Raw genomic sequence first — 15,230 nt, 5'->3', positions numbered from 1 at the left:
GGCCACTGGGCCAACCACCCCCGCCCACCCGGCGAAACAATCCCCACCCCCGACAACGCCCCCGACCCCGTCAGAGACGCCTCCCTCAGCCGCTAGGGGCGGCGGCGGGCCGCTCGCTGCGAGCGGTGCCACCACGATGCCAGCGGCCTCGAGCACGGAGCCGCACGTGGTCAAGCAGCGATTGAGTCCGGCTATCGCGAGGCCGGGAATAACTCGTCTGATCTCAGCGTTGTAACTATCAACGTGTCATTCGGCCGTACGCTGATCGAACACGTGTATGTACCGGGAGGAAAGGGCGCGGCAACCCCGTCGGCTGTCATACCCCCCGCACATAATCGACACGGTGGCAAGAGGCTGCCGAGACGGAGAGAGGGAAGAACTGGCAATGAATTTGAAACAGCGCTTCGACGTACTTGACGACAACATCAAGCTGAGCAACGCGGTACGCAAGGAGGCCCAGGACGTGCACAACCGTCTGGGCGATCTGGTCGTGGATGCCGGCGTGGCCAAGCGGACCCGGCTGCAGGGCAGCTTCGCTCGCCACACGATGCTGGGCCCCAAGCTGCGGGACATCGACAAGGTCGTCGAGTTGGACGACGAGTTGTGGGACGCCCTGAACTGTGCGGGCGGACCTCAGAAGGCGATCTCGCTCATCCACGACGCCCTCGCTCCCCACCTGCCTGGCACCCGCTTCGAGGTCAAGAAGCACGCCCTCGCCATCACGCTCCCTGGGAAGGAGTTCAACTTCGACGCCGTGCCGGCCTTCAACCCCGAGGACGGTTCCAACTGGATCTATATCGCCGACACCGAGGACGACCGCTGGGAGCCGTCGAACTCGTACATCCTGATCGACACCATCACCGTCCGGAACCAGCAGTGCGACGGGAAGTTCGTGCGACAGGTGCGAATGGTCAAGCAGGCGGTCCACAACGCCGGGCTGTCTGACGTGCTCCCCGGCCTGCACGTCGAGACCTTCACCTACTACGCGGTGTCCGCCGCCGTTGATCATGCCGACGCAGTCGCAGCCACGCTGGCAATTGGCGCCCAACTCCTCGGTGGCACGTACAGCGACCCCACCGGTACCGACCAGATTTCCGCCCGACTCTCGGCGGCTGCCGTGGCGCGGGCCAAGAGCGGGATGCAACATCTCGCCGGTCGAGCCGCCGAAGCCCAGCGACTTGCAGCCGATGGCAAGGAGACTGCAGCCGCCCATATCTGGGTGGAGATCTTCGGTGATCCGTTCCCCCACCCACGGGCCGACGAGAAGAGCCGCCTACAGAGCCTCAACACCGGCGCCGGCGCCGCCGCAACCGGTGCGACCGCCGCCCGTCACACTCCGATCACCCGGGCGTGGAGGCCCTGATGACACGCGGAGGACTCGACCACCTCCGGCGGAACCCACAGGACTGTGCTCGTTGGCTCAGTGCCGCCGACGTGGTCGGGGGCGCCGAGGTCACGGTCGTCCTGCACGACAGCCGGGCCACCACGTTCGACGTACGCTTCGAGTCCCCCGCGCTTCCCGAGTTGTTGGACTACCCCGCCGAGCAAGTCCGAGTAACCGTTCGAGCCAATGGCAAGGTTCTCGCCGTGCCCGTCAGTGGCGACGACCGAGAGTGGCTGCACCGGTACCCGCGCTCGTCGATCGCCGCACTGCTGGCCCTCCCGAAATCGGCCACGGTGCCGTGGGAGCTCATCGTCGGAGCGCTCTGTCTCGAGTACCCCAACGACCCTGACCACCTGCGCTGGCAATGGTCCGACGGCATCGACGCGTACCTCCGAGTCGTCCAGCGCCACCTCTGGTACGAGGAATACTGGCGCCGGCACGGATCCTGGCCGGTCGAAGACGTACCCCACGGCCATCGCCCCGACGGCCATCCACACCCCATCCTCACGCCGGAATTGCGGGTCGCCTGATGTCAGTCCTCGCCACCAGTTCGCTCTGGACACCCATCGCCATACCATCCGCTGCAGTCCTCGGCGCGATCGTGACGATGACCCTCACCCGCGTCAACGAGGCCACCAATCGTCGCCGTGACCGCTACGCGGAGGCAATCCAAACCCTCGTCGCCTGGACCGAGTACCCCTACCGGGTCCGACGCCGCACCGACGACAGCCCGGCCACCCTCACCACGCTCGCCAACCACGGCCACGACCTCCAAGAGCGCCTCGCGCTCCACGAAGCCTGGATCGCCACCGAAAATCCAGCCCTGGCGCAGACCTACGCCGCCACCCGAGCCACCCTCAACCGCCTCGTCGGTCCCCTGATCAGCGAAGCATGGGACCACCGCCCCACCGGGAAGGCCTCGGCGATGAATCTCCGAGGATGGGGCCCGAGCGACGAGTGCCGAGACGCCATCGCCGAAGTCCAGTGCCAGATTCAGAACCGTTTCGGCCTCCGCAGATTTCGGGCATGGCTCAGGGGCGGGCGGCTGGCGGCCCGCGGCTCGCTCCGGGCCGCGCGTTCCGTCGCACGAACGCTGCTGGGCGTTGCTCGTGGCGCCAGCGACTAGCCGCTAGGGCGTTCCAGACCGTGGACAACGCCGGCGACTACGGCGACCCGCCGATCTCCCTGGAGATGCGGACGGGTCAGATCTCGCTTCACGGCGACCGGATCCTGCACGGCTCCGAACCCAACCGCTCCGACCGGCGCCGCTATGGCGAGACCCGGTTGTGAGTCGAGGTGCCATGCGTGTTCGGGTTGGAATTGCAACTAAGGGGCCATAAGGTCACGATCTCGCTGAGCTTTCATGTCCGTTCCACGATGATCGCTCCATGCCGTCAGGGACAGCAGCCCCGGGTTGGACACGCACACCATGTCGACCACCCAATTCGCGTCCCCGTAATACTGGGACCGCCCCCATCTGGGAATCCGACCGGCGCGTATGATCGCTGCGACCGGCAAGACCCGCGCCGAGACCCCCTCACCATCGATCGGCAGATCCGTAGAACGTCAGGTTCCCCGAACCGAGGCCCCGAGCCATGAGCACCCCCACCCTGAACATCGTCCACGGCACCACCGACAAGCCCGTGGCAACCGATGCACTGATCGACGCCTTACGCGATCAGGACTTTGACGGCCAGTTGCTGATCGGGTACCCGGTCATCGCTTCACCCGATGGTCGGTACGCCATCGATGCGCTGCTCGTCTCTCCTGACCATGGGCTGGTCTGCTTCGATCTCGTCGAAGGCCCCGATCTGGGGGACCACATCGTGAGGCAGGACGAAGCCTACAGCCTGCTGTACGCGCGGCTTATGCCGCATCAGGGTCTCGTTCGCCGCCGGAACCTGCTCACCAACATTGAGGCATTGACCTACGCTCCAGCGATCCCGCGCACGGCGGCTGATCAGGACTACCCCGTCCTGGATAACTCCTCCCTCGTGCCCTATCTGCGGCAACTCGTCTGGGAATCCTCGACACCGGAACTCTATGACAGGACGCTCTCGGCGATTCAGAGCATCACGGCGATCCGCCGGCCCGGTGGAGCGCGGGCTCTCCGGATGCCTGATTCGAGAGCTGCCAGGCTCAACGCACTCGAGAACTCCATCGCGACGCTGGACCGGAGTCAGAGCAAGGCAGTGATCGAGACCGTGGATGGCGTACAGCGAATCAGGGGACTGGCTGGCTCGGGCAAGACGATCGTCCTCGCGCTGAAAGCGGCGTACCTCCATGCCCGCCATCCGGACTGGCGGATAGCGGTTACATTCCACACGCGCTCCCTCAAGGACCACTTCACACGTCTCATCACGATCTTCTCGATCGAACAGACCGGTGATGAACCGGATTGGGACAGGCTTCGCGTCGTCAATTCCTGGGGTGCGTCGGGTGGAGCCGACCGGGACGGGATCTATTACGAGTTCTGCCGAACCCACGATCTTGAGTACCTCGACTTCTTCGCGGCGAAGGCCAGATTCGGGTTCGAAGACGCCTTCGAGGGTGCTGTGGAGACCGCTCTCGACAGCGTCGGTGAGGTTCGAAGATCGTACGACGCCATTCTTGTCGACGAGGCGCAGGATTTTCCTCCCGGGTTCCTCAGGCTGTGTCATCAGATCCTCAAGCGACCGAAACGCCTCGTCTACGCATACGACGAGTTGCAGAATCTGACGAACGAGGGGCTGCCGTCACCCGAAGACATCTTCGGTCTGGATGACGACGGTAGTCCGAGAGTCAGTTTCGACGACAGGGCCCGCGACGGGGGTCAGCGCGACATCATCCTTGAGAAGTGCTACCGGAACTCACGCCCAGTGCTCGTCTCGGCACATGGCCTGGGGTTCGGCATCTATCGAGAACCACCGGCCTGGAGCCCCACCGGACTCGTGCAAATGTTCGATCGACCCGAACTCTGGACCGACGTCGGCTACGAGGTTCTCTCCGAGGAACTCGGACTCGGCAAGGATGTCCGGTTGGCTCGGCCCCCAGACACAAGTCCGCACTTCCTGGAATCTCACTCCCCTCTCGAAGACCTGATCCAGTTCCGCCAGTTCGAAAATCAGACAGACCAAGCAAAGTGGGTGGCTTCGGAGATCGAGGACAACCTGACCGACGACGAATTGCGACACGCCGACGTCATCGTCATCAACACCGACCCGCTCTCAGCACGGAAGAAGCTGGGGCGAATCAGAGCAGAATTGCTCGCGCGAGACATTCCGAATCACCTTGCGGGCGTCGACACGAAGGCCGACGTGTTCCGCCAGGCCGGATCGGTGACCTGCACTGGGATATACAGGGCCAAGGGCAACGAGGCAGCCATGGTCTACGTGGTCAACGCGGAGGAGGCGCACGGCTCGACTGCCAATCTCGCTCATGTTCGGAATCGGCTCTTCACGGCAATAACACGAAGCACGGCTTGGATCCGGGTATGTGGCATCGGCCCACAAATGGCTTCTCTGATCGAAGAGTACGAGCAGATCAAGAAGGCGAACTTCGAGTTGTCGTTTCACTATCCATCACAAGCCGAACTGGAACATCTCACCGTCGTCCACCGGGACATGTCGGAAAAGGAGAAAAAGGACTGGGAGAAGCGTCTGAAGTCAGTGGCCGGCTTGATCGACGATCTGCAACATCGCCGCATCCTCCTCGAGGACATCGACGGCGAACAGTTGGCGACCCTCCGCGATCTGCTGGGAGCGGCCGGGGAGTGATAGCCCAATGGTGACCGCGCATCGCAGAGTGGTCCAAGAGATCAACGGCGCAACCGCAGCCTTGGTCGAGTCCGGGCTCGCCGACGATCAGAACCCGGCCTTCGAATCGAAGGTTGGCACCGACGACTACCTCGTTCGGTACCGGCGACACGGCGTGGTCGGATCGGCACCCCGAAACACGCCGTACGACGACGCCTACCGAGAGTTGCGGCAAGCGCGATCGTTCAACGTCCTGATGCTCGACGGGGCAATGCTGCAGATGGAGTACGAGTTTCGAGAACGACGCCTGTTGCGCCATCGCCTCGCGTTCCTCCCGTCACCCGACCTTCTCGAATACCAGAACGATCCCGAGCACTACCTGGAGGAGCGCATATTCGCGGACGTCGTTGAGAAAGGCGTCGCAACCGTGCCCTGCCGATTCGACTATGACAGTCGGGATAGCGTCGCAGTCGAGCTAGCTCATCCAGTGTCGCACCTAACCCTCGGCCAATACACCGGATGCCGGATTCCGGTCTCCGCGGGCGTGACGCCGCACGCCTTCGTGGACTTCGTACTGCGAAGCTTCTACAACACCGCGAGTTCTATCGTTGACGTGCGCCTCCCGAACCCCCTACTTCGCTTTGAGGACTGCATCACTCCGGAAGAGCGACGGACGATCCACGTCGGCGTCCCGACGCATACCAACGGCGCCTGAGGCCGATTACTCCGGTTCTCGATTGTCGAACGCAGGCAGGCCGAACCCAGGACTCGCCATCTCGGGTTGGGCGGTCTAGGCACGCGAGCAGGCTCGGTTCAGCCGACGGGTCATTCGCGCCGCCGAGGGTGGTGCCGCGGTCGATCGTCTGGCCAGAGTCGGCGTGCACCTCGTTCACCAAGGCGACCGGAAGCGAACTAGCAACAAGATCAGTTCCTTCCGATACGCGCTGGCGACGGGGTGGAACAGCTACGAGGTGGTCAACTGGCACAAGTGCTGTCGGGGCATCTGGGACATCGTGACCGAGCCCCGCATCATCGACGTCGTTTCGGACCTGCTGGGCGACTCGGTGATCCTGCGCCACAGCCACCTGTTCGCCAAACTGCCCGGCGACGCCAAGCGGGTCGCCGGGCACCAGGACGCCTCCTACTGGCCGCTGTCGCCCAGCCGGGTGGTCACCGCCTGGCTGGCCATCGACGACGCCGACGCCGACAACTCCGCCATGCAGGTCATCCCCCGCTCGCACCACCACGCGCAGGTCGCCTTCCGCGACAGCACCACAGCCGAGAACAGCGTGCTGGTCCAGACCGTGGACGACCCCGGCAACTACGGCGACCCGCCGGTCGCCCTGGAGATGCGGGCCGGACAGATCTCCCTGCACAGCGACTGGATCCTGCACGGCTCCGAACCCAACCGCTCCGACCGCCGCCGCTGCGGGCTGGCGATGCGCTACCTCTCCTCCGACGTGCGCGCCTACCTCGACTGGAACACCAACTCCATCTGGTGCCGCGGCACCGACGCCGGCGGCCACTGGGCCAACCACCCCCGCCCACCCGGCGAAACAATCCCCACCCCCGACAACGCCCCCGACCCCGTCAGAGACGCCTCCCTCAGCCGCTAGGGGCGGCGGGGCCGCCGGGCGGATCGAGTCCCGAGCCCCAGTGCTGCGCGCCGAAGAGCGTCGCGGAAACCTTGGCTGTGTCCTCCATCCAGGCTCGATCGAGATTCGAGTCCGGATGATCCTCGAAGTACGAATCGATCAACATCAACACGTCGTCTTCAGTCGTGAACCCGGTCTCGTCCATCAACAGCAAGATGTCGTTCACGTCCTTGTCGCGGCCGGCGTTGAGCTTCAGGAGGAGCATCGTCACCGGTTCCATTACCCGCAGGACCAGCCGCCGGCCCTCGTACAGCGGCTCGGGCTGGACGTCGAACACCGGAAGCCCGAACTGGGCGGCGGCATTGTTGAGCCATCCCGGGTCGAGCCCTTCGCGTTCGGCCACCACCTCGACCGCAGCCGCCAGGTCGGGGTGCAGCGACGCCTCGTACACGTCGATGTCTTCCGACAGCCGTCCGGGCGCGATTTGCATCATGGCCACCGCGCCGCCGACGGCAACCTCGATTGGCGGACCCTCGGGCAGCGCCGCGTCGACGGCGGCGACGAGTTCGAGCACCCGGGCGAGCGAGAAACCCCCGCTATCGCTCACTGTGATCCCTCGGGGCTCCACATCCCGTGCACGCGAATGCACGTGATGTGGTCGCCGCGGAACCAGACACGATGGTGCGCGCAAGTCCCAAGAGCGTTGCCGCGGAATTCGGCTGACGCTTCGCCGACATCGTAGATGCGAACGTCCTCGTGCCATGTGTGCGCCCAGACCCAGTCCGGCGCGCCGACGCCGTCCCGATCGCAGAGCGCGTGCACCGTCGCGGCAATCCGCACCAGATCGAGACGATTCTGTCCGCTCGGGGGTGCCGCACACATCGCGGGCCGGCGCTCGGGGTGCAGCGCCCAATGATTCACGAAGCTTGAGAGCGCGGCGATCCTCGATCCCTGCCCAGCGGACATCCATTCGGGAAGGTGCGCCGCTGTTACTGGCTCACCGCGCCGACGCGGCGCAGCGGTGGCGCCCGCCGGGGACGGTGGGGGTGCGATCCCATCGAGGACCGCGCAGAGTTCCTGCATTCTGGCGCGCATTGCGACCGCGCCCGCACCTCGTTCGGCGTCGGCGACCTCTCGCAACGCGTCGGCGCGCAAACGCGCGAGATGATCGACTCGTTGCGCGGTCAAGCGGAGTGCCTCCGGCCACGCCAACTCCGCGCAGTCATCGAAGTTCATGACCGCCTCGAGGTAGGTGACCTCCAGGGGGCTCAGGCCGCGGCGGATCTCATTCGCGCGAGGGCGCAGTATCAGGCCGGGGTGGGGACGGCGCACACTCGGCTCGCCGACGACCGCGACCTCCGCGACAGTCGTGACAGTGTGGGTCAACCATCCCGCCGCTTTCCCCGCCTGGTGACCGGTCAGGCCGCAGCCCTCGCCGGCGATCGCTCGCGCGATGTCCAACTGTCCCGGCCCCCGCGGACCCCTGCCCTCGCCACGGGCGGGTCTCCAGTACAGATTCGGACCCACACGCCAACACGCCGCCACGGTGCGCGGCTTCGCCGACTCACGCGACAAGAACGCGTAGACCGCTCCACGGCTCGCCCCGGGCACATCACCGGAGCGGAAGCACGTCCCCTCGGGAACCTGCTCCAACCATTCGCGCTGGACGCTTGTTCTCAGCACCAATCGTAAGGATAGTACTGGCCGATCCAACAGGATCGTCACGCCCCATATGCGGCTCGGGCGAGCGACGGAGCGTGTGTGGAGCAGCTACGAGGTGGTCAACTGGCACAAGAGCTGCCGGGGCATCTGGGACATCGTGACCGAACCCCGCATCATCGACGTCGTCGCGGACCTGCTGGGCGACTCGGTGATCCTGCGCCACAGCCACCTGTTCGCCAAACTGCCCGGCGACGCCAAGCGGGTCGCCGGGCACCAGGACGCCTCCTACTGGCCGCTGTCGCCCAGCCGGGTGGTCACCGCCTGGCTGGCCATCGACGACGCCGACGCCGACAACTCCGCCATGCAGGTCATCCCCCGCTCGCACCACCACGCGCAGGTCGCCTTCCGCGACAGCACCACAGCCGAGAACAGCGTGCTGGTCCAGACCGTGGACGACCCCGGCAACTACGGCGACCCGCCGGTCGCCCTGGAGATGCGGGCCGGACAGATCTCGCTGCACAGCGACTGAATCCTGCACGGCTCCGAACCCAACCGCTCCAACCGGCGCCGCTGCGGGCCAGCGATGCGCTGCCTCTCCTCCGACGTGCGCGCCTAGTGTCCTGAGCCGGAAGTTCGTCGGGGGTATCTGGTGAGGTTAGCAAGCCTCTCAACAGCGGTTTCGCGCCAAGGCGAACGGTTGAGGCCACGCCATATCCTCATGAACTTGGAACTCAGGGCACTAGGAGACTGGAACACCAACTCCATCTGGTGCCGCGGCACCGACGCCGCTGGCCACTGGGCCAACCACCCCCGCCCACCCGGCGAAACAATCCCCACCCCCGACAACGCCCCCGACCCCATCAGAGACGCCTCCCTCAACCGCGAGGGGCGGCGGCACCGCTGGCGAGGCAAGGTCGAGGCCGCCCCAGGGGTAGGCCCGCCGCTCAACGCGCACTGGACCTCCTCATTGCTGTCATACCCCCTTCGTACTGTGTTGGGCACAGACCAGCGGTACGCCCTGCACACCACCGGGCTACGCCGTGACGAACCACCAGGCGATGGAGGAAACATGAGACCTGGTCTGACCGCCCGAGGCGGAGGCCGGTTGGGCGTGACGAGCGTTCACCCCACCGGTCGGCTCACGAGAACCGGCGCAGCCCACACCGCGAGACAGCTCTCGTGCAGCTAGCAGACGTTGCCGCCATCGCGACCGTTGTCGCCCTGCTGATCCTGGCATACGTCCATGCCAAGCCCGCCATCAACCGCTGGGCGACAGTCAAGTTCCTGCGCCTCTACAGCGAGATGCACTGGGCCGATCTTCTAGCTCGGGAACAGGCGAGAGCGCTTCCCCGGCGGCGAAGGCTGCGCCGGTGGAGGCAGAATCGCGGATTCTGCCTGACTCACCACCTGATGACCCGAGCCCACCGCATCGCCCAGCACGACCTCCTCGAGCAACTGAGGGTCGCATACGACCGTCCGGAGCACTCGCCGGTGCCGCCCGACTGCGACCCGCTGGTGATCGAAGCGGCGGCCGTCGCCAAGCACGACTGGAACAGACGGCAGGCTCGGCACCGAGGCCGCGTCCACAAGAAGACGGTGTGCGCCGGCGGATGTGGCACCAAGTACGGCAAACGACGGCGAGACCACAACTTCTTCGGCGACAGCGGCATCGAAGGAGGATGGTTCTGCCCGACGGACATCTCCTGCCTCCACAAGCCAACCGGAGAGCACTACTGCGGCAAGTGCGAACTTGAGGGCCGGCTCTCAACGATCCGACAGCACCCCGACCATACGAGCCATCGGACCGTCCCGTCCGCCGACGAGCGAGCGTCGGAGCAGCAGAGCCACTGGTCCGCGCCGAAGACTGCGGACGAGAGACCCGCCAGGCAACCGACCGAAGACGTCGACGGGAAGCCGGTTTCGATGCCTGCGCAGAACACCCCCGAGAATCGTCGAGGGTAGGGTGAACCGGATGCAGCACCGATTCGTCGCTGGAGGCCTTCGCCCGTGACCCCCGCCCGGACGGCAGCTCCGACCGCCGCGACATCGCCTCCGCGGATCGAGTACCTGAAGGTTCGGAATTTCCGTGCGCTCCGGAGTGTCGAGTTCAAGAAGCTGACGCCGCTGACCGTGCTGCTCGGCCCCAACGGCAGTGGCAAGTCCACGGTGTTCGACGTGTTCGCATTCCTCGCAGAATGCTTCGACGCGGGGCTACGGCGTGCCTGGGACCGCCGCGGGCGAGCACTGGAACTCAAGACCCGCGGCTCACCAGGCCCGGTGACGATCGAGATCAAGTACCGCGAGAGCACACAGCCCAAGACGCCGCTGATCACCTATCACCTCTCCGTTGATGAGTTCCGCGGAAGGCCGGTCGTCGAACACGAATGGTTGAGTTGGACCCGGGGAAGCCGCGGCAGGCCGTTTCGTTTCCTGGAATTCAAGCGCGGCGGTGGGGAAGCCGTCTGGGGCAATGAGCCCGACGAGAGGGCCGAGCGAGAAGGTCGCCAACTGAGTTCACCCGATCTGTTGGCGGTCAACGCCCTCGGGCAATTCCAGGAACATCCACGCGTCGCCGCCCTACGCGACTTCATCAGCGGCTGGTATGTGTCGTACCTCGCTGCTGACAGTGCACGATCGCAACCGGAGGCGGGACCGCACGAACGTCTCAGTAGAACCGGCGACAACCTCGCCAACGTCATCCAGTATCTCAACGAGCAGCATCCGCGCAGGCTCCGGCGCATCTTCGCGCTACTCGGTCGACGCGTCCCACAGATTGAGAGTGTTTCGGCAGCGACGATGGCCGATGGCCGCCTCCTCCTGAAGATCAAGGATCTGCCTTTCGACGATCCGGTACTGGCACGCTTCGCGTCCGACGGAACCCTCAAGATGCTGGCCTACCTGGTGCTGATGCACGACCCGGAGCCCCCACCCTTCATCGGCCTGGAAGAACCGGAGAACTTCCTGCACCCTCGGCTCCTGGCCGGACTCGCCGAGGAGTGCCGCGGCACAGCCGAACGCACGCAACTGCTCGTCACGACCCATTCCCCCTTCTTCATCAACTCGCTCGGGCCCGACGAGGTTCGGATTCTTTGGCGCGACGAGAACGGGCACACGCAGGCCCAACCCCTCTCCGCACTGCGCGGCATCGCCGAGTTCGTCGAGCAAGGAGCTCAGCTCGGCTCCCTCTGGATGGAAGGACACTTTGGGGTGGGCGATCCGCTAACCGCACACGGCGCACCGATCCACGCTCTCGCCTGACGCCGACGGTCATGGCGAGTCATCTTGTGCTGCTCGTCGAGGAGCCGTCCATGGAGGAATTCCTGAAGACGCTGCTGCCGCGCATGCTCCCCGATGGACCGACGTTCGGCATCCGCGTCTTCGGCGGCAAGGCCGACCTCCTCGGCAAGCTCGACCAACGACTGCGTGCCTACCAGCGCTGGCTGCCCCCCGACTGGCGCTTAGTGGTCATAGTGGACCGAGACAACGACGACTGTCACGAACTCAAGGCACAACTGGAGGAGTCGGCCACGAATGCCGGGCTACGCACGCGATCCCAAACCGGAACCAGCGCCTGGCAACTCGTCAACCGCGTCGTCATCGAAGAACTCGAGGCCTGGTATTTCGGCAACTGGGATGCCGTGTGTGCCGCGTACCCGAGAGTCAACCCGGGTATTCCTCAACGAAGTGGCTATCGCGATCCGGACGACATCCGAGGTGGAACTTGGGAAGCCTTCGAGCGAATCCTGAAGCGGTCCGGCTACTTCACCACAGGACTCCGGAAGATCGAGGCGGCGCAGGCCGTTGCAGCGCACATCTCGGTAGATCGGAATCGCTCGCGAAGCTTCGCCCACTTCTGGAACGCAATCGCAGAAGTAGCAGCCTGAGCCTCAATCAGGTACGGCCCGCCGCAACCTCGGCGGTCGACCCTTCGGGAAGCTCGGCGTTGACCTCGTCCAGCAGGACGAGCAGCGTGTCGGCGTCAAGCGGAGTGTGCCGGCGATCGCTCGGCGGGGTGGTCACCGATCCAGAAACTCTGCGTCGAAATAGGCACCGTGATGGGCGCACTGCGGCGGCGCCCCGGCCTTGACGATGCGGCCAAAATCGGTTGTCACCGGCATGCCGGAGATCGTTCGTTCGGGCTCGGCTCGGTAAAGGCTCGCCCATCCGGGCACCTCGAATCCGTCCCGAGCACACAGGCAGTGCACGACCGCGGCGACCGCCGCGAGATGGAAGCGATCCCCGCCGTCGGGCGGTGCACCATCGAGCATCCCGCCGCGCAGTTCGGGGTAACGATTCCAGACCATGACGAACTGGACCAGCGGCCGGAACTGACCCCTGCTGGTGGGCTCGGCCATCAGCGCAGGCATGTCGCTGACACCGCGGAATCGCCGCAGACGCGACAGATCAACGTGCTTGACCTCCGTCCGGGGGAACGGGCCAGCGGGCCGCCACCGCTCGATGTCTATCGCCATGTGGCCACGCTACTGCGGGCTGCGGCCACCCGGCACCCCGCATCCAGTTGCACCTTGCGGGTGCGCGCGTACAGCAGATGAGGTACGCCAGGCATCTTTGTTCTGCTCCATCCAGCTCAGCATCTGCTCGCCCTGGGACGGCTCGCGACCAGGGCCCGTGAGCAGGTCCACGGCGAGTTGGCTCGGTGCGACGCATCGGAGCCCGTCTCGTTCGGCGGTCCGATCGAACACGACCCGATCGAAGGGCTCGAGGAACACGACGTTGGCGCCGGCGTCGGTCCCGCGCAGGCCAAGGCTCTCAGCGGCTCCGACCGCGTCTGTGACGTAGAGCGTGGCGGCTCTCGCCGGTGCGACGGGATCGAAACGCTGCGCCGCAAAGGCGCCCGTCGCCGCGTAGGTGACCGGCCCCGCCTGGAGCTTCCCGATGATCGCCGCCAGACCCCGCGGTTCGAGGAACGCCGTGGCTGTGTTCGATCCCGCTTGGTCGTAGTCCTCTGCCCACCGGCGGATCGCTCCTTCGCCCCGCCGGCGAAGAAATCCCCACCCCCGACAACGCCCCCGACCCCGTCAGAGACGCCTCGCTCAGCCGCTAGGGGCGGCGCCGGGAGTGGGCCGGCTCTGTGGAGCCGTCCCGATTCAAGCGACTGGCGTGCTCCCGGTGGTCCCAGCGGCCGGGAGACCGGAGGCCACAGGCGGGCCCTCTCGCCGGCCCCCACGGGGACTGGTGGACACCATCTCCTGCAGTCGGGCGGAGACGAGCGGCGCGTCCGGAACGCTTCCGGCGAGGAGGTCCGTGACGTGCGGAACCCAACTCGGATCGGTCACGGTGAGCACCTCGATGCCGACGATGTTGTCCGAGCCGTCCCGATCCACATGGAGCGAAGCGGCGAGCGAGTCGGTTCGGGCCACGTCGCCGTCACCGATCCGGATGTAACCGCAATCGCTCACGCTGTCGTAGGAGTACCGCAGAGTGCTCACGTCGCTCAACTCCACATCGCTGTAATGACGAGGATCACTCGTCCCTCGGGGTCCGTCGGCGTGGTCACCACTCTAAGCGTGTCTCCCGCCGCGGGGCCAACATGCACGATGTTGCCGTGGTCGCCGGCATCGTGGCGCAGGCAGTGCCGCAGAGCAGATTCGACGTCGGCCACAGTGATCCGGCGCTCCTCCAGCCGCTGACGTGCATGATCCGTGATGACGAGGCGCTCGCCAAGGCATCCCATCTCAAGCGGCGCAAGTGAAGCATGGCATTGTCATGTATCACTATATGACCATAAGTTTCATTCAACTCCATGATGCGCTGGATGAGCGGCCGACTTCGTGATAGGCCTGCGAGGACATCAGGGGTTCGCTCCATGCCATCGAGGCCGGGGGTCCGGCGGGAGAACGGAACAAGTACGCCCGTCGCCCTGGAGATGCGGGCCGGTCAGGTCTCGCTGCACAGCGACTGGATCCTGCACGGCTCCGAACCCAACCGCTCCAACCGCCGCCGCTGCGGCTCAGGCGAGTTGCCTGCCCCGGTGATCTTCGCTGCCGAGGGACGGCGATGGCGGTCGGAGCCGCCGTTGCGTGTCACCTACAGCCACCGGATCCAGGAGTCGCCGCTGATTGGCGGGTCGTCCAGGAAGGTCCTGAGCGCGACGATCAGATTGCCGGGATAGGCGAGCGTCGCCCGGTTGAAGCGGCTCGGGCTCGTGAAGATGAGACCGGCATGAGGCTCGCCGTCGACCGCCCGGTCGGCGACAAGAACCGAGAAGTCGCCCACGTTCTCGGTAACAAGCGCCCGGCCACCGGCGGCTGCGTAGTCGAGCAGGTCGGCGTCGCCGCATCCCCGCAGCGACGGGTCGGCGGCCACGGCCACCACATCGAAGCCAGCCTCAGTAAGCGCATCTGCGACGGCCGGCGCGTGCATCTCGTCGAGCAGCAGCCTCACGTCTCGAGCAGCGCCTGCCTGCGCACCCAGGCCGCCTCGGCCTCCTCGGCAGCCCGGGCCCGCTCGGCCAGCGCCGCGTCGATCTCGTCGGTGAACTCGGCGTAGTAGGCCAGCGCGGCGTCGACCATCGCCTCGCTCAGCCCCAGCAACTCCGCCGCCCGGGACCGCCGCTGCGCCGCAGGCACATCGCCGCCGACGATGGCTCCGATCACGTCGGCCACCTCGGGACCGCCAACCAGCACGGCCCGGCGGCCCGCCGGACCGTGCCGGAACAGCACCGCCGGGTGGGCCTCCATCCGCAGACCCTCGTCGATCAGCCGCTCGGCGAGCGGCGAGACGCCCTGGCCGTGGCGACGGGCACTCTCCTTCAACCGTCCGTGCAACGGCCCGTCGGAGAATCGGATTGACACAACAGGCATTACTACAGTGTAGTCAGCTGTCGTCCGAATC

At 65.9% G+C, this 15,230-nt stretch carries 19 protein-coding genes and 1 pseudogene; 13 read left to right on the top strand and 7 right to left on the bottom strand.

Going from position 1 to position 15,230, the window contains the following annotated elements; all coding sequences use genetic code 11:
• Window positions 1-385 precede the first annotated feature (385 nt).
• The 7 genes from OXG55_13920 (at window position 386) to OXG55_13890 (ending at window position 6,734) form a co-directional block, all read left to right on the top strand.
• The gene (locus tag OXG55_13920) at window positions 386-1,363 is read left to right on the top strand and encodes a nucleotidyltransferase (GenBank protein MCY4104337.1); all 978 of its coding nucleotides are present in this window, start codon (window positions 386-388) and stop codon (window positions 1,361-1,363) included.
• Entirely contained in the window at window positions 1,363-1,914 is a 552-nt protein-coding gene (locus OXG55_13915; GenBank protein MCY4104336.1) for a hypothetical protein, read from the top strand. The genes OXG55_13920 and OXG55_13915 overlap by 1 nt, the downstream gene beginning before the upstream one ends.
• Entirely contained in the window at window positions 1,914-2,510 is a 597-nt protein-coding gene (locus OXG55_13910; protein ID MCY4104335.1) for a hypothetical protein, read from the top strand. The genes OXG55_13915 and OXG55_13910 overlap by 1 nt, the downstream gene beginning before the upstream one ends.
• 20 nt (window positions 2,511-2,530) lie before the next feature.
• On the top strand, window positions 2,531-2,674 hold the full coding sequence (locus OXG55_13905) for a phytanoyl-CoA dioxygenase family protein (GenBank protein ID MCY4104334.1): 144 nt from the start codon (window positions 2,531-2,533) through the stop codon (window positions 2,672-2,674).
• A 305-nt stretch (window positions 2,675-2,979) separates the two neighbouring features.
• Window positions 2,980-5,139: an ATP-binding domain-containing protein gene (locus OXG55_13900; GenBank protein ID MCY4104333.1), complete on the top strand. Its 2,160-nt coding sequence runs from the start codon at window positions 2,980-2,982 to the stop codon at window positions 5,137-5,139.
• Between the two features lie 28 nt (window positions 5,140-5,167).
• Window positions 5,168-5,833 (top strand): DUF2290 domain-containing protein, encoded by a 666-nt coding sequence (locus OXG55_13895; GenBank protein MCY4104332.1) that lies wholly within the window; start codon window positions 5,168-5,170, stop codon window positions 5,831-5,833.
• A 163-nt stretch (window positions 5,834-5,996) separates the two neighbouring features.
• Window positions 5,997-6,734: a phytanoyl-CoA dioxygenase family protein gene (locus tag OXG55_13890; protein MCY4104331.1), complete on the top strand. Its 738-nt coding sequence runs from the start codon at window positions 5,997-5,999 to the stop codon at window positions 6,732-6,734.
• On the opposite strand, the gene OXG55_13885 is transcribed toward OXG55_13890, so the two are convergent.
• Together OXG55_13885 and OXG55_13880 are read right to left on the bottom strand one after the other, a co-directional pair.
• Window positions 6,724-7,287: a hypothetical protein gene (locus tag OXG55_13885; protein MCY4104330.1), complete on the bottom strand. Its 564-nt coding sequence runs from the start codon at window positions 7,285-7,287 to the stop codon at window positions 6,724-6,726. The genes OXG55_13890 and OXG55_13885 overlap by 11 nt on opposite strands.
• Before the next feature lie 29 nt (window positions 7,288-7,316).
• On the bottom strand, window positions 7,317-8,174 hold the full coding sequence (locus OXG55_13880) for a hypothetical protein (protein ID MCY4104329.1): 858 nt from the start codon (window positions 8,172-8,174) through the stop codon (window positions 7,317-7,319).
• Between the two features lie 298 nt (window positions 8,175-8,472).
• Here OXG55_13880 and OXG55_13875 point away from each other — a divergent pair, with 298 nt between their 5' ends.
• The 4 genes from OXG55_13875 (at window position 8,473) to OXG55_13860 (ending at window position 12,259) form a co-directional block, all read left to right on the top strand.
• Complete coding sequence (locus OXG55_13875; GenBank protein MCY4104328.1) at window positions 8,473-8,904, top strand: phytanoyl-CoA dioxygenase family protein; 432 nt, start codon at window positions 8,473-8,475, stop codon at window positions 8,902-8,904.
• Window positions 8,905-9,554: 650 nt separating this feature from the next.
• Window positions 9,555-10,337, top strand: coding sequence for a hypothetical protein (locus tag OXG55_13870; GenBank protein MCY4104327.1), 783 nt, complete (start codon window positions 9,555-9,557; stop codon window positions 10,335-10,337).
• Window positions 10,338-10,382: 45 nt separating this feature from the next.
• Entirely contained in the window at window positions 10,383-11,633 is a 1,251-nt protein-coding gene (locus OXG55_13865; GenBank protein ID MCY4104326.1) for an AAA family ATPase, read from the top strand.
• A gap of 11 nt (window positions 11,634-11,644) precedes the next feature.
• On the top strand, window positions 11,645-12,259 hold the full coding sequence (locus tag OXG55_13860; protein ID MCY4104325.1) for a DUF4276 family protein: 615 nt from the start codon (window positions 11,645-11,647) through the stop codon (window positions 12,257-12,259).
• Between the two features lie 7 nt (window positions 12,260-12,266).
• Here the strand turns inward: OXG55_13860 and OXG55_13855 are convergent, their stop codons facing one another.
• The 3 genes from OXG55_13855 to OXG55_13845 form a co-directional block, all read right to left on the bottom strand.
• Complete coding sequence (locus OXG55_13855; protein MCY4104324.1) at window positions 12,267-12,395, bottom strand: hypothetical protein; 129 nt, start codon at window positions 12,393-12,395, stop codon at window positions 12,267-12,269.
• Complete coding sequence (locus OXG55_13850; GenBank protein MCY4104323.1) at window positions 12,392-12,847, bottom strand: hypothetical protein; 456 nt, start codon at window positions 12,845-12,847, stop codon at window positions 12,392-12,394. Before OXG55_13850 ends, OXG55_13855 begins: the two co-directional genes overlap by 4 nt.
• A 636-nt stretch (window positions 12,848-13,483) precedes the next feature.
• Window positions 13,484-13,825 carry a DUF2283 domain-containing protein gene (locus tag OXG55_13845; protein MCY4104322.1) on the bottom strand — a complete coding sequence of 114 codons (342 nt, stop codon included), beginning with the start codon at window positions 13,823-13,825 and terminating at the stop codon, window positions 13,484-13,486.
• Window positions 13,826-13,926: 101 nt separating this feature from the next.
• On the opposite strand from OXG55_13845, the gene OXG55_13840 reads away from it, so the two are divergent.
• A complete protein-coding gene (locus OXG55_13840) occupies window positions 13,927-14,088 on the top strand; it encodes a hypothetical protein (protein ID MCY4104321.1) in 162 nt (53 codons plus the stop codon).
• A gap of 114 nt (window positions 14,089-14,202) precedes the next feature.
• A pseudogene (locus tag OXG55_13835) lies at window positions 14,203-14,346 on the top strand (phytanoyl-CoA dioxygenase family protein).
• Window positions 14,347-14,423: 77 nt separating this feature from the next.
• On the opposite strand, the gene OXG55_13830 reads toward OXG55_13835, so the two are convergent.
• On the bottom strand, window positions 14,424-14,780 hold the full coding sequence (locus tag OXG55_13830; protein MCY4104320.1) for a DUF5615 family PIN-like protein: 357 nt from the start codon (window positions 14,778-14,780) through the stop codon (window positions 14,424-14,426).
• Window positions 14,777-15,199, bottom strand: coding sequence for a CopG family transcriptional regulator (locus OXG55_13825; protein ID MCY4104319.1), 423 nt, complete (start codon window positions 15,197-15,199; stop codon window positions 14,777-14,779). Before OXG55_13825 ends, OXG55_13830 begins: the two co-directional genes overlap by 4 nt.
• Window positions 15,200-15,230 lie beyond the last annotated feature (31 nt).

This window comes from bacterium, from assembly GCA_026708055.1.
Lineage (GTDB): Bacteria > Actinomycetota > Acidimicrobiia > Acidimicrobiales > CATQHL01 > VXNF01.
The sequence above is the reverse complement of the archived record's forward strand: the minus strand, read 5'-3'. Positions and strand labels throughout refer to the sequence as shown.